Below are 14,941 nucleotides of genomic sequence, written 5' to 3'. Positions count from 1 at the left end.
CTGAAAATTAGAGATATACTTACGCATCGCAAGCATTCAGTATTTTCTTTTATCTATGTGTGTATGGTAAAACACTATTTTTCCGAAAAAAATAAATATATAATGTTTTTTATACTAAGGAACAATAATAAAATAATGAAGGCTAATTATTTTTTTTGTAATGATACTAATTTGCTGGTCTTGGTTTGGAAATTATGATTGTTTAAGCGAATAGGTGGCTGCAAACAAACAGCAGCCTGCTAGTTTTGACCTTAATCGGCAATGTTAACTTCAGGATTATGCAATCGATAGCAGATAGCTTTGTCAAATAAAACCCGCTTGAATGATTCATCTAAGCTGATAGTTGTCTCACCACTACCCAAAAACAAATAGCCATCCGGTCTTAATTGCTGCTTGATCTTTTTTAGCAAGGCTTTCTTAGTAAGAATATCAAAGTAGATTAAAACATTCCGTAAAAAGATAACGTCAAATTGCGGCAGAGATGACCAAGATTGTAAAAGATTCAACTGACGAAAATCAACAATTTGGCGGATTTGTTCTTTTATTTGCCAGTCAGTATCTAGCTTTTGAAAGTAGCGATCGCGAATATTTTTAGAGAGTCCACGATTCATTTCAAGCTGGTTATAATGCCCTTCGCGGGCACGGGCTAAAACCTTAGTAGAAAAATCAGTTGCAATTAATTTTACAGACCAATTGGGAAGCATGGGGAAATGTTCATTAATTAGTATGGCGATGCTATAAGGTTCTTGTCCATTAGAGCAGGCAGCACACCAAATGTTGAGCGATCGCTCACTTTTTCGTTGTTTAATTAACTCTGGTAGTACGTATTTTTTCAGTGCTTCAAAAGGGTGGCTATCACGGAAGAATGAGGTTTCGTTAGTGACTAGCGCCTCGATTGTCTGGATGTGAAGACTATTAAACGGGTGAGTTCGTAAGTAAGTAACCAAATCAGGGATAGAAGCGAATCCTGCCGATTCGATAATTGGCTGCAAATGTAACTCTGCTAGATAGCTTTTATCACCAAACAACACAACGGCTGAATGATGCTGAACTAACTCCCGAAGATACTCAAAATCAGTGCTATTTACACCCATAATCTTTGTCATTACAGGTCTGTAGGAGGAACTTGATTTAAACGAATTCTGTGCATAATTTCATCTGCGATTTGGTTAAGTGGAAGAATTTTATTGGCAAGTCCGGCATTAACGACAAAACTAGGCATTCCCCAGACGACGCTAGTAGCTTTATCTTGTGCAAGTACCTGTCCACCCGCCTCGCGTATGCACTGACAGCCATGCAACCCATCTTGCCCCATACCCGTGAGGATAACTGCGATCGCCCCAGCACCATAAACCTGTGCAACCGATCGCAACAGCACATCGACTGAAGGACGACAAGAATTTTCGGGGGATGCTTGATGGGTAACAAGTCGAACTCCAGTTTTGTCGCGTTGCACAATTAAATGAAAATCTCCTGGTGCAATCCAAGCATGTCCCGGTTTTAATATCTGTCCAGAAACCGCTTCATCTACTGGAATTTGACACTTGGAAGCTAATTGTTTAGCTAGTAGTTTCGTAAACATTGGCGGCATGTGTTGCACAATCAAAATCGGCACTGATAAATCTGCTGGAAACTCCTTAAGCACTACAGCTAGAGCATTTGGGCCTCCCGTAGAAACCCCAATTGCCACAACCTCCACCTGCTGTATATCGCTATGAAGGGGAAAAATAACTGGATGAGTAATGATGCTTGGTGTGAAAAATGCACCAAATACCTTAATTTTAGGAATTAAATCATCCCGAATATGTTGGGTTGCTGCCTCTACACTTCCTAAATTACTAGGTTTTGTGGCATAATCTGAAGCACCTAAAGAAAGAGCTTCCAGCGTTGCGATCGCTCCACTGTGGGTGAAGGTACTATACATAATGACTGGTAAGCGTGGATATATTTTTCGGATAGCGGCTAAGGTTTGCAAACCGTCCATCTCCGGCATCTCGATATCCAAAATGATCACATCGGGATTAACATGGGAAATCTTGGCAAGGGCAATACGACCGTTAGCCGCTACTCCTACCACCTCCAGTTCTGGATCGCTAGACAAAATTTTACTTAATCGACTCCGTACTACTACGGCGTCATCGACAATTAGTACCCGAAGTTTGGGCATTGGGGAATGGGGGACTAGGGGACTAGGGGACTAGGGGCAGGGGGAGCAGGGGGAGCAGGGGGAGATTAACGATTCATTAACCAAGGTAATGGATGATTAATCATATTTACTAGACCAGATAAAACTTGGTTGTAACTTGCGTAAAGCTCTCGTCCTGTTTGCACATCCATATAGTTGCATTTGACGGCAAATTCAATCCAAGTTTGAGTTTCAGCTGCCTCAGCTTGTCTACGACACGCTCCGCGAACACAGTCATTCAACTTAGCTACAAATGCTGCCTCATAACGGCGTTTCCGCCAAGCTTCTGTTATGTTCGCACATACAGAGCGAGAAGAACGACGAATTTGGTCAGTTAAAGAATATCGTTCTTCCACAGGAAACTTTTTTGATAGCTCAAAAATTTTCATTGCTGTTTCAAAGGCAATTTTATGAATTCCTAAGTCTTTACGGTCTTTAATAACTTCTTTATCTTTAGTCATTGTCTTGCCTCCCCTGCCTCCTCTGCTCCCCCTGCCTCCTCTGCCACTTCTTCAAGATTACCTTCTCTTAATACTTAAACTGATTGACAACTTTCTGCAAATCTACTGCCATTCGAGATAGTTCTGTAGCTGCCTCTAAGGTATTACTGGTTCCAGTAGTCGTACTCTGAGTATTAAGTGCCACAATTCCAATACTTTTAGCAATATCTGATGTTCCTTTGGCTGCCTCAGCCATATTTCGACCAATTTCATTTGTTGTTGCTGTTTGTTGCTCAATAGCACTGGCGATCGTGCTTTGAAAGTCGTTGATTTGATTAATAATGCTAGTAATCTGAGTGATGGCTTGAACGGCGCTTTTTGTATCTGTCTGAATTGCTTCAATTCGCAAGCTTATGTCTTCAGTAGCACTTGCCGTTTGCTTGGCTAATTCTTTCACCTCGTTTGCGACTACGCCAAATCCTCTACCTGCATCTCCGGCTCTGGCTGCCTCAATGGTAGCATTGAGGGCTAGCAGGTTTGTTTGCCCTGCGATCGAGGTAATGACTTTAATAACTTTACCAATTTCGATGCTGCTTTGACCGAGTTTGTTAATTGTCTCGTTCGTGCGATCGGCTGTTTTAACTGCCTCAGTCGTGACTTTTGCTCCTTGGGTAACGGTCTTAGAAATTTCTCGAATACTAGCATTCATCTCTTCCACGGCAGTCACAACTGTATTGGTATTCCGACTTACCTCTTCAGCAGAGGCAGAGGCAGAAGTGGCTTGTTCGGCTGTTTGTTCGGCGTTCTCAGTCATTTCTTTGCTGACTGCGGTTAGTTCTTCTGCGGAAGACGCAACTGCTGTTGCCACCTCTGTCATCTGTCTAATTGAAGACTTGAGGCTGCTAATCATCTGATTTGCATTATCCGTAAGCTGCTTAAACTCTCCTGCATTGCTTACCTCGATTTGCTTGGACAAATTTCCTTGAGCAACGGCAAGGCTGACCTCATTAATACCTTTTATCTGCTCTTTTAAATTTGTAGACATCTGATTCAAGTTGTCGAGCGATTCTTTCCAACTCCCACCTGCTCCTTTGACAACGGTTTGAGAACCAAGCTTCCCTTCAATACCAATCTCGGATGCCAAGCGATTAACTTCGTTAGCAAAGTTTTGATTTAAACTCACCAATTCATTAAAAACTGAGGTAATTTCACCCAATTCATTATTCTCATCCGCTAAACGGACGGTAAAATCACCGTTTTTTGCCGCCTTAAGTGCTATTAGTAACGCTTGCAATTGCACTTTTATTACACTGTCATCGGTCGGTTGCGAATCTGCACTATCCACCGAGGGAGATTTTGAGTTGACTGTTTTTCCAGCCCGATTAGTAGTCATTGCAAAGCGCTCCTTAATTACTCAATAATCTGATTTGTTAAATTAACATCTAGAATTTTCTCGGTGTCTAAAACTAACAGAAATCCCTCTGGAAGCGGGTAAGCTCCTGCTAGCATCTGACGCATTCTACCTTTTAACGTTGCGGGTGGGGGTTGAAAGGTGTTTTGTTTAAACTCTAAAACATCTCCCACATCATCCACTAGCAGACTGACTACTTCATGATCAGAATACACAATGAAATTAAATCCCTGCCGCTCATCTCCAAGTTTTGTAGTTGATTGTGTCTGCGGTTCGCTCATCTCTAATCGACGCTGCAAATCGATGACAGTAATAATTTGTCCACGTAAATTAATCAACCCACAAATATCTGGTGGTGCTAAAGGTACACGAGTCGTTGGTTGTGGACGAATCACTTCTTGAATGTGTTGCACGTCAATACCAAAGTAAGCTCCTTTGAGGAAAAATGTGCAAATTTTTTGTTCAGCCATGAGTCGCTAGTTGCAGCAAATGAGGGTTAGCAATCCGAATTACAGTCTCTATATCAATAATTTCTGTGATTTGCCCTTGAATTACAGCACAGAAAAGCACAGCAGGTCTACTAGGAATACCTTTAATGGTTAATGGTTCTTCCACAATATCAAGAATGCGCTCAACTACTAGCCCAACACTAAGTTCTGTATATGGAGAAACAATAATTATCTGGAGCGTTTCTGCAACTGTTGCCAAAGCCTCATCATTAAAGCGATCGCGATTGCCAAATATTTTATAAAGATCAATTAGCGGTAGAATTTGACCATAAGACTGATACACATCCTGATTAGCTACTTTTTCGACAGCAGAAGCAAGAATCTCTTCGAGCCGATATGCGATCGCTAGTGGAATGCCCATGCGTGCGCCTTGGGGGCCTTCAAAGAGTAAAATTGTTTGGCGATCGCCTGCTTGCTCTTGGCTATTTGCAGTATTCTCGCTCAATAACTGCTTTTGTTTGGCGATTATACCAGTTTGGTTTGCCAAACCGACAACATCAATAATTAATGCCACTGTGCCATCTCCTAAAACGGTAGCTCCTGTAAATAGGGATAGCGTCTTTAACTGTCTTCCCAAAGGTTTAACTACAATATCTTGGATGTCTTCAATTGTGTCTACAACCAGTCCAAAGCGATAATTATCAACTTGCACAATTACCAGACTGAGTGTTTCTAAGTTGTTGACACTATTGTGTTGCAATACTTGATTGAGGTAAACCAAAGGCACAAGATTACCCCGCAAGCGATACACAGGCACATCATATAATATCTCAATACTATTGAGTGCTTCTAGGCGTACTAGCTCTAGTAGACTCCCTTGGGAAATAGCATAGCTATTGCTACCACTAGTGACAATCAATGCTGGAATAATTGCCAATGTCAGGGGAATCTTGATTTTGAAGGTTGTTCCTTGTCCCTGTTGGCTGTAAATTTCAACTGTTCCGTTAATTTTCTCAATATTACTCTTGACAATATCCATGCCAACCCCGCGCCCGGAAAGGTGAGTTACCTGTTCAGCTGTCGAGAAGCCGGATAAAAAAATTAAGTTCATCACTTCTGATTCGCTCATGGTTGCAGCTTGCAGTGCGTTGACTAAACCAAGTTGCTGCGCTCGCCCTTTGAGCCGTTCTAAATTTAGACCGCGACCATCATCGCCAATTTCAATATTGACTTTGCCGCTTTCGTGAAAGGCTCTGAGAAATAGCCGTCCTAAGCTTGGCTTTCCACAAGCAACCCGTTCGGCTGGTAATTCTATCCCATGATCGATGCAGTTGCGTACTAAGTGCGTTAAGGGGTCTTTAATTGTTTCAATAATACTTTTGTCTAGTTCGGTATCTGCTCCCTCCATCTCTACTTCAACTTCTTTACCGGAAGCGATCGCTAAATCACGGGTGACACGAGGGAACTTTTGCCAAATGGAACTAATTGGTTGCAATCGAGTTTTCATCACCCCTTCCTGCAACTGGGCTGTAAGTTGGCTCAGATGCTGGCAGGTAGTAGTAAAACTATTATCCTTAAATTTTGTACTAAATCCGATTACCTGGTTACGGGCTAAAACGAGTTCACCCACTAGGTTCATCATCTGATCTAGCAGATTAACATTGACTCGGATATAAGCAGATTCTGATGTTGTCGTTGATATTTCTGTGATTTCGTTATTGACATCACTACCTGCTGTATCTTTTGGAGCTTCTGCATCTATTTGTGGCGTTTGTGTATTAATTGGCGATTGAGAGGGTTTTGGAGTCTGTTTTGCTTGTGACAATCGAGTTAAAGTTGCGATCAGTGCGGAATAATCGCGTAGGCGCAGCCCGTCGTAGACATCGCTATCATGCCTTGTAGCTTGAATTTGAGACAGGATTTGCCGAATGCTATCAACTGTTTGTAGTAAAATACTAATAATCTCAGGGGTGATTGCTTGCTGGCGATCGCGCAGACACGAGAGCAAATTCTCTCCAGCATGAGCAAGTGATTCTAAATTAGGAAACGGTAAAAAGCCGCAATTTCCTTTAAGCGTATGGAGTGAGCGATAAATGCGAACTAATGCTTCTCCATTCGCAGATGTTTTTTCTAGCTCAATAATATCGCCTTCAATTTGATTCAAATTCTCATAGCTTTCAACGAGAAATGCTTCTATATCATCGTCAATTTCATTTAACTCCATCGGTTAATAAAATATAAATTCATATATGTTATTTTAATACTAATTTAATATTAACCCTCAGCAATCTCTATCTAAAGAGAGATGTTTGCCTTTTTTTAGGCTGAAGACATAATATTTGCCTTAATGATATAGTTAAAAGATACGCAATGTTATAGTTGCGATTCAACTCAAACTTTCAAAAATGGTCGTTGTCAATACAGACAATCTTAACAAGTGCAAACAATGCAATGTGCGTTCCGCCCCGCAACTCTTGGAAACGCTGCGCGTAGCTTGCTTCCCCGTAGGGGTACGCTAACGTCAGTTTCTCAAATCATAACAACCTTGGTACTACTTAAACTATGTCAAGCAGGTATGCCTCAAAATGTATCTTAAGGGACTTCCAGAGAATAAGTTAGCCAATTTATTCAAATGATATTTTTCTTTTCCCCCTGCCCCCTGCTCCCCTGCCTACACAGCAATTGATTATTTTTTTATTGGAAGTCCCTAGTGGCATGAGCCTGCCAGAAATCAACCGTCTAACCGATATCCAGCAAACAAGAATTTTGCATTGGCTTCACAAAGTAAAGCTGGAATTAGATTGGATTTCAAATACTTAACAAATTTTAAAAACTTCTATTATTAAAAATTTTAGCTTCATAGCATTATAGTTTCAGCGAGTTTGATAATTTTTCCGAAACTATTATTGATAATTGTAAAATTATATTTATTTCTTCTTTAATTCATTCCTTTTAATTAATAATATAGGCTAATTAGTCTATATTATTAATTGTTAAGCTAAAGCATAAAAGGACAAAGCTGATGGCAATGGTTTTGATTATCGATGATGCAGCTTTTTCTCGCAGAATGATCCGTAAGTTTCTACAAGTAGATGGTTATGAAATTATCGAAGCCACTAATGGGCGTGAGGGATTAGAAATGGTTGACAACTATAAGCCAAATTGTGTATTAGCGGATCTTCTAATGCCAGATATTAATGGGTTTGAATTTTTGAAAGCTATGCAAGATAAAGAATTAAAAATTCCGACCATTATCATTTCCGCCGATATCCAAGAAGGGGCACGTAATCAAAGCTATAACCTGGGGGCAGTCAACTTTATTAATAAACCACCAAAAGAAAGTGAATTGCGAAAGGCAGTCCAGGAAGTTCTTAATACCAAGGAATAAGTTTTCATGAATGTGACAGCAGAAGAACTAGATGCCCTACAAGAGTTAATTAATATTGGAGTTGGTCGAGCAGCAAGTCTACTTAATGAAATGGTAGACTCTCACATTCGTCTAAAAATTCCGGTTGTTAAAGTCTTAACTGCTAACGATGCATATCAAGAATTAACAAAACGATTTCAGGATGATACTTTGGCAGCTGTAAAACTACGCTTTACAGGCTCTTTTTATGGCACTGCTAGCTTAATTTTTCCAACTGACAGCGCATCAACATTGGTTGCAGTGCTTACAGGTGAAAAGCCAGGATCGGCTGACCTAGATGTGGTGAAAATTGGCACACTGAGCGAAATTGGTAACATTGTCATAAATGGAGTAATGGGTTCACTCAGTAATGTGCTAAAAAAGCATCTAAACTATACATTGCCCGTTTATTTAGAAGATACTCTTGAAAATTTATTATTATCTGCGTACGAGAGCGATTCAAAAATATTACTGGCACAAGCTAGTTTCACAATTGAACGCTTTGAAATTATCGGAGATATTATTTTAATTTTTCTGGTTGGCACTTTTGATGCGCTCATCAATGCAATGAATGAGTACAATCCAAATAATTCAATAATATAATTATACTAAAAATAGTTTTAATATTTATTAAAACCCTTTGATAATGCAATGAATATAATTGGACAAGCTCAGGAAAAATTCAGCCTTTTAGATAAAATTCCCTTAGGAGCTTTTGTTCTACAATCAGATTATGTTGTTATCTTCTGGAACTCCTGTTTAGAGGAATGGACAAAAATTCCGAAAAGTAAAATTTTGGGAATTTCTATTCAGGAATATTTCCCTCATCTGAATCAACCTCGTTACGCTAGCCGTTTACACCAAATTTTCCAAGGCGGGCCTCCAACAATTTTTTCTTCTCAACTGCATAAATACATCATTCCAGTACCAATATCCAAAGATAAACACCGCATTCAACACACAACTGTTACTGCTGTATCTGCGTTTCATGGGGATGGATTTTATGCTCTTTTTTCAATTGAAGATTTGACAGATTTAACATTCCGAGTTCAGGAATATAAAAATCTACGCGATCAGGCTCTAGCAATAGCAGAAGAACGCCAACGAGCGAAAGAAGTTGCTGAGAGAGCAAACCGCATAAAAGATGAATTTTTAGCAATTGTTTCTCATGAACTTCGTTCTCCTCTTAATCCAATTTTAGGGTGGGCAAAGCTACTAAAGAATCGCTCATTAAACGAAGCTACTACTTTGCGTGCTTTGGAAACCATCGAACGAAATGCTGAATTACAGGCTCAGTTGATTGAAGATTTGTTAGATATCTCTCGCATTCTCCAGGGCAAGCTAGCACTTAATTTAGAGAAGGTTAATCTTGTTTTTAGTGTTGAAGCTGCCTTAGAGACAGTGCAATTGGCAGCAGAAGCAAAGTCCGTTCAAATTAATGTTCATTTAGATACAGGAGTTGGACAGGTCAAAGGTGATAGTAATCGTATTCAACAAATTATTTGGAATCTGCTCTCTAACGCTGTTAAATTTACACCATCCGGCGGACAGGTGGAAGTTTACTTAAAACAGATTAATTCTGAAGTACAACTGATAGTTAGTGACACGGGTAAAGGTATTAGTCCCGACTTCCTACCATATGTATTTGAATATTTTCGTCAGGCAGATAGTAGTACAACCCGAAGTTTTGGTGGACTAGGACTTGGTTTAGCGATTGTGCGCCAACTTGTCGAGTTACACGGCGGTACAGTTTCGGCAGAGAGTTTAGGAGAAGGACAAGGTGCGACGTTTACAGTTTGCCTACCCGTGTTTCAACATTTGGAATTAGAAAAGGAAAATAACAATTTATCAGATGATTCCTATCCATCCTGTATGCTTTATGCTCCACTAGAAGGAATACGTTTGTTAATTGTAGATGATAATGTTGATACCCGTGAGTTTTTGGCTTTTCTATTAGAACAGCAAGGAGCAATTGTGACGCTCGCAGCATCTGCCAATGAAGCACTGACTGCAATTATGCAATCAAAACCAGATTTGCTATTAAGCGATTTAGGTATGCCAGATGTTGACGGTTACACTTTGATCAAAAAGTTACGAGCAATGCCCGCGAATTTAGGTGGACAAATTCCGGCGATTGCTTTAAGTGCTTACGCCGCAGAAACCACACAAAAACAGGTTTTTACAGCCGGATTTCAACTTCATATCGCTAAACCAGCCGATCCTGCCAAACTAGTAGCTGCGATCGCAGCCCTTGTGAAGAATTGAACTCATGCGCTTACAGTAGGATTGGATAGTAGGGGCGTAAACACGTTGTTTGTCCGTTTCTAACCTAGTTCTACACTTGTCACAGCAAAGATGCGATCAATAGGTAAACTAGGAATTTCTTTAGTGTACATCCGAGCAGTTTGAGAGACTGGCTGCAATTGGTAACGTTGAACTAGGTCAATCGCTTGTGGATTTGCATCCGGCACATCAAAAAACACTGGAGCATGAGGATTTTGTGCAAGCAAGGCTTGAAACAATGTTTCAGCAATCTGTTCATCATTAGCAAATAGTGGCCCAACCCTAAAACCTGTATGGGCAGGTCGGATAACTCCGTAACCAGCAAGAGATCCATTTTTGAGAAACCCGAAAGCAGTACTTTCTGGCTGTTCAATCCAATGTTGTAGAAACAGCGATCGCTCAGAAGGAAAAAATTGGCGATCATAAGCCACCAAATCTTCAAAAGGCACTGTTTTCAGATCCACGATTCCAGCAGGCACAACACCGCCACCCACCCCTTCATAACGAATATGGTTATAAGCGATTTGGAAACCAGACTTTTTATAGTTTTCTTGTTGAGCTACTGCACCATCCAAGCCGATGTTACGATCAGCACCCAGATAGTCCATTGCTGTCTTCCAAATTTTCATACCCAACCCCTGCCCACGAAACTGGGGTTTCACAACGTAAAAACCTATAGTGGCAAAGTGTGGATCGTAAGCAACAGCAGAAATGCACCCCACCGGCTCACCATTAAACTCACCCAAGAAAAAACCGCTCTCGTCAGTTTGATAAAAAGATTGAGCATCATACTTTCCTGGATTCCAACCTTCGATTGCTGCCCAACTAATCGCCAAATCCATTTCCGATCTGTTCATTGGGCGGACGACGAAATTTTTAGTGGTCATAATATCTTCTTCATGCTAGGCTGTTAACTATTTAACTTTGCTTTCGCAAACTGAGTGATAATCCTTAATATTACTTTTTTGTATAGCTGCGACTTATAGTCGCTTGAGCATCTTTTATTCAAATACTACTGTTCTATTACCATACACTAATACACGATTTTGCAAGTGCGATGTCTGACGACAAGGCTAGCGCCAACGCCATTTTTTTAGCGGTGATTTAAGGATTTTAGAGAAATTCTGACAAATCAAGAGTAAGACTTTGTGCGACACAATTCTAAATAAATTAGTCATGCTTTTGTCACAATTTTGCAATAGCTCTGTCAATATAACGTGTGATGCTATAGCTCTGGGTTAAAGAATAGACCCCCCTCTATAATAAACCCACACACCAGAGTCAACCGAGAAGAATCACTATAAGGCATTAATCCTTTTTTGGATGACTCTTCTAATCAAAATTGTCAGAACTCTTATAGTTAGAAGGAACAAAAAGATGAATTGGAAAGTACTTGCATTGCTCCCTGCTTTGGCTTTAGCTACTGCTGCGCCTGCTTATTCTTTAAGCAATAATAAAAGCCACAATATCACTACTGCTACCCAGGTTGCTCAAAATTCCGGTGGCACTATGAAAAAGCAGCCTAATGCTGTCCAAAAGGTTAATACCCATAAGAATAGTACAGCACACCATAGTACCGCAAATCGTAGTACTGCACTCACAGTAGGTAGCAGAGGAGAGAGAGTTAAAACTGCTCAAAATTTATTAAAACAGCAAGGATTCTATACTGCAAGTGTGAATGGTGTTTTCGATGACAAAACACGTTCAGCCGTGATGAAATTTCAGAAATCTAAAGGATTAAGAGCCGACGGAATAATTGGACGCCGGACTTTGGCATATCTTAAATAAAATGGTTTCAGCTTCGTAAAGAAAATTATTCGGCGTTGCATATTTACGGGATGATTTGGCAAGTTTTAAAATTCCCCCCACTTCCTCTGTCTCAAGAGCTTGCCCCAATTCATCTTACTACTTTGCAACGCCAATTATTCTTGCAGACGAGCAATTACACAATGCAGAACTTTAATTTCATTAACAATTCGATCCAGTTCTGTGGAGAGTGGAGTTTGCTCTCGAACGGCTTGTAATGTGGGAGTTAAAGTGTTGGAATTGGTAGCAATTTCTGATAACCGAGCAGTATGTAACTGTTCAATTTGGTTGTGAATTGCTTCAAGATAGCTATCCAGTGCTGGTAATGGTTGGGGTGGCTGTCTCTGCCCAAGGGCATCTGCTAGGTTTTCCAAAACTTGGACAATGGTATCAGCAAGTCGCTTTACTTCAGGAAATTGGTACTCACCGCTAAATTCCCGCAGATGTTCTGCCAAAGTTGTTACCGAACTGAAAAAACCACGAATGTATATCATCAGCGTCATTACAGGTTCGATTTCTCCCTGAATGTGACGAGGTTCGCTGAATAATCGTTGAGCTGCGGCGTTGGCGTTGGCGTTCTCTAGTGCTGCTTGATGGCGTAGCATGTTGATATCAGCGATCGCATTCTGTTCTGGATGAAGATAGTTAGCTATTACCTGTTGAAAGTAAGCAAGATTAGCTCGAATTGTCTTTTCCAGTTGTGCAGGAAGTTGCTGTCGTTCCCAACGAGGAAAAAGCAAATAGCTTCCAAGCAGTGCTAAGACACCCCCAGCGAAGCTATCGAAGATCCGCAATACTCCAACCTTCCAGCCACCTGCACTAATCATGTTGAGTAGCAATATGATGGCGGGAGTCAGCAGGATGATAAATATGCTGTAGCTTAACGATCGCACCGACATCGCAACAAATACCAGCAGCAGGAAACAAACTGCACTCGCTAATGAATTTTTAACTAGTAAAACCAGAGCAATACCGATAATTCCACCCAAAATAGTGCCAACGACTCTTTGTACTGTTGTCTGTGACGTTCCGCCAAAGTTCGGTTTAAGTGCAACTAAAGCTGTTAGCGTTATCCAGTAGCCTCTAGGTAGTTGGAATAGCGAGGCAAGTAATTCAGCAAGGGTTGTTATTAGTGCGAGGCGCAACGCATGACGAAATAGGACTGAATCAAAAGTGAAGTTATTTCGCAGCGTATCAATAATTGTAGAACGTTCTGGTTGGGCTGGGGGAGAAATATCTCGCTGGGCAATGCTGTTACGCAGTTTTCCTTGGCTTAAATCTGTAACAATCTCTGCATCAGTATGAATTTGCTCTACTAACTTTGTCAGACTGGCTGTAATCTTACCAAGGTTGAGGAGATCGGAATAATCATCTGTCTGAGCATTGATAGTTTGATTGAGGACTTGCGAACGCAGAACTTGCCTTTGGTGTTCTAGTGCTTCAAGACTCCGATCTAGATCCCCTAAGTAAGGTGAGTTTTTTCCTTTGGCGATCGCTTGTGATAACATTTCCAGAGCAATTGCCGACTGTTCTAGCACTTGCTGAATTTCTGGCTGTAACCGAGAAAATAGTTGATGTTCGGATGCGATCGCTAATAGTTCGCTCAGTGCTATAACAGAATTGACAATTTGATTTATATCCTCAATTAATACGAGTAACTGATTTCCCCGCAGGGTAGCTCCTCTTTGCCTAGTCCAGATAGTTGTCCAGACGCTACGGGCAGATGTCAAGTTTTGAATGACTGTATCCTGAGCTTGCAAAAATCGCTGTTCCCACTGCTGCTGAGCTTTTGGATTTAATGCTCTCTGGCTTGCCAAGTCCACAAAATTGCTTAATGAGAGATAACAGTTAGCGACTGTCTGTATTGCAGGTACATCAGGACGCACCGCCCACAATCCCAATGACAAGACAGTTGTCCATGTTCCACCAGCTAGACATAGCCCACAGTGTTGAATAAGAGTAGGCAAATTAGAAAATGAAGCGAATCTAGCCAGCGCAATCACAAACATAATCGAAGTAATCAAGCTAACAGATGCAGCCACGTTGCCATAGAGGCTAGCTAAACCTGCTATAAATATTACCAAGAACGTGGTCGGAACAGCTAACCAGAGATGACTGCTAACCAAACTTGCGATTAGGAACATTACAGTCACCCCAATCGTAGCTGCAATCATAGCGATCGCTCGCTGACGGTAGGCTCCGTCAACATTTACCATGCCAACGAACCAAGCTGCCATAGTGGCGATCGCACTTTCAGCAGCATGATTTGTAATGATCCCAATTCCAATCGGCACACCCAGTATAAAAAGGCTACGGAATCCAGAGGCAATGGCGGGCTTACCTGGCTGGAGTTGAAACTGCTGCAACAACCAACTAAGAGGACGTTTATCTGTAAATGACATTATGAGACTGGCGACTATAACAAAGCGCGATCGCTTCTTACAGCATTTTAGCCAGATATAACTGGCTGGAGGATGGTTTTACCGGAAAATTGAGTCAGGCGATTAAACAATGGCGCATTTACTGAGAATGGCTTCCAGCCAACGTTTAATATACTTGTAGATTATTAGTAAGCTAAAGCAACTTACCGAAGTAACTGACTATCGCTTAAACCCAGATACAGAGCAGTTGATAGCGAAACAGGCGCATTTAGGAGAGCGATCGCTCAGGAGCAGTTGCGCCTTATATACAAAGGGCGGCTTTGTGGCTGTGGTGATGTAAAGTGATTGATAAACACTTATCAAGTGCAGAATGAGGTTTCAGTAGTAAGCAATCGCCTTATTTTCCCACATCAGAGCAAGCTCCTCGCTTGCCTACCGTGTACACACAAGTATGACCAGCACAGGTTTCAATTCTAGTAGTTTCGTAGGGTGCGTTATGGACACGCCGAAATAACAAATGGGTATGCCGAAATAACAAATGGGTATGCCGAAATAACAAATGGGTATGCCGAAATAACAA

The 14,941-nt window shown here is 41.0% G+C and carries 13 protein-coding genes; 4 read left to right on the top strand and 9 right to left on the bottom strand.

The window, feature by feature from the left end; genetic code table 11:
• Positions 1–251 precede the first annotated feature (251 nt).
• From RMY00_RS02845 to RMY00_RS02820, 6 genes are all read right to left on the bottom strand, one after another.
• On the bottom strand, positions 252–1,106 hold the full coding sequence (locus RMY00_RS02845; protein ID WP_322646127.1) for a protein-glutamate O-methyltransferase CheR: 855 nt from the start codon (positions 1,104–1,106) through the stop codon (positions 252–254).
• Positions 1,106–2,167 carry a chemotaxis response regulator protein-glutamate methylesterase gene (locus RMY00_RS02840; protein ID WP_322646126.1) on the bottom strand — a complete coding sequence of 354 codons (1,062 nt, stop codon included), beginning with the start codon at positions 2,165–2,167 and terminating at the stop codon, positions 1,106–1,108. The genes RMY00_RS02845 and RMY00_RS02840 overlap by 1 nt, the downstream gene beginning before the upstream one ends.
• Positions 2,168–2,232: 65 nt before the next feature.
• Positions 2,233–2,646, bottom strand: a complete 414-nt coding sequence (locus RMY00_RS02835) for a four helix bundle protein (protein WP_322646125.1) — start codon at positions 2,644–2,646, stop codon at positions 2,233–2,235.
• Positions 2,647–2,713: 67 nt separating this feature from the next.
• Positions 2,714–4,018, bottom strand: coding sequence for a HAMP domain-containing methyl-accepting chemotaxis protein (locus RMY00_RS02830; RefSeq protein ID WP_322646124.1), 1,305 nt, complete (start codon positions 4,016–4,018; stop codon positions 2,714–2,716).
• Positions 4,019–4,035: 17 nt separating this feature from the next.
• Positions 4,036–4,506 (bottom strand): chemotaxis protein CheW, encoded by a 471-nt coding sequence (locus RMY00_RS02825; RefSeq protein WP_322646123.1) that lies wholly within the window; start codon positions 4,504–4,506, stop codon positions 4,036–4,038.
• Entirely contained in the window at positions 4,499–6,709 is a 2,211-nt protein-coding gene (locus RMY00_RS02820) for a chemotaxis protein CheW (protein WP_322646122.1), read from the bottom strand. Before RMY00_RS02820 ends, RMY00_RS02825 begins: the two co-directional genes overlap by 8 nt.
• 798 nt (positions 6,710–7,507) lie before the next feature.
• Between RMY00_RS02820 and RMY00_RS02815 the strand changes: the two genes are divergently transcribed.
• Genes RMY00_RS02815 through RMY00_RS02805 form a run of 3 tightly spaced genes read left to right on the top strand, consistent with a single transcriptional unit; the run spans position 7,508 to position 10,156 of the window.
• The gene (locus RMY00_RS02815) at positions 7,508–7,873 is read left to right on the top strand and encodes a response regulator (RefSeq protein ID WP_322646121.1); all 366 of its coding nucleotides are present in this window, start codon (positions 7,508–7,510) and stop codon (positions 7,871–7,873) included.
• Positions 7,874–7,879: 6 nt separating this feature from the next.
• Positions 7,880–8,494 carry a chemotaxis protein CheC gene (locus tag RMY00_RS02810; protein WP_322646120.1) on the top strand — a complete coding sequence of 205 codons (615 nt, stop codon included), beginning with the start codon at positions 7,880–7,882 and terminating at the stop codon, positions 8,492–8,494.
• A gap of 48 nt (positions 8,495–8,542) precedes the next feature.
• On the top strand, positions 8,543–10,156 hold the full coding sequence (locus tag RMY00_RS02805; protein ID WP_322646119.1) for an ATP-binding protein: 1,614 nt from the start codon (positions 8,543–8,545) through the stop codon (positions 10,154–10,156).
• A 59-nt stretch (positions 10,157–10,215) separates the two neighbouring features.
• On the opposite strand, the gene RMY00_RS02800 is transcribed toward RMY00_RS02805, so the two are convergent.
• A complete protein-coding gene (locus RMY00_RS02800) occupies positions 10,216–11,061 on the bottom strand; it encodes a GNAT family N-acetyltransferase (protein ID WP_322646118.1) in 846 nt (281 codons plus the stop codon).
• 490 nt (positions 11,062–11,551) lie between these two features.
• Here RMY00_RS02800 and RMY00_RS02795 point away from each other — a divergent pair, with 490 nt between their 5' ends.
• Positions 11,552–11,962, top strand: coding sequence for a peptidoglycan-binding domain-containing protein (locus RMY00_RS02795; RefSeq protein WP_322646117.1), 411 nt, complete (start codon positions 11,552–11,554; stop codon positions 11,960–11,962).
• 134 nt (positions 11,963–12,096) lie between these two features.
• Here the strand turns inward: RMY00_RS02795 and RMY00_RS02790 are convergent, their stop codons facing one another.
• Positions 12,097–14,382 carry an FUSC family protein gene (locus RMY00_RS02790; RefSeq protein ID WP_322646116.1) on the bottom strand — a complete coding sequence of 762 codons (2,286 nt, stop codon included), beginning with the start codon at positions 14,380–14,382 and terminating at the stop codon, positions 12,097–12,099.
• A 376-nt stretch (positions 14,383–14,758) separates the two neighbouring features.
• Positions 14,759–14,941 (bottom strand): hypothetical protein (locus tag RMY00_RS02785; RefSeq protein WP_322646115.1); only part of this gene is annotated, 183 nt, incomplete at its 5' end.

Source organism: Nostoc sp. ChiVER01, assembly GCF_034531155.1.
Lineage (GTDB): Bacteria > Cyanobacteriota > Cyanobacteriia > Cyanobacteriales > Nostocaceae > Nostoc.
Note: the sequence above shows the minus strand (reverse complement) of the source record. Positions and strands in the feature narration are given on the sequence as shown.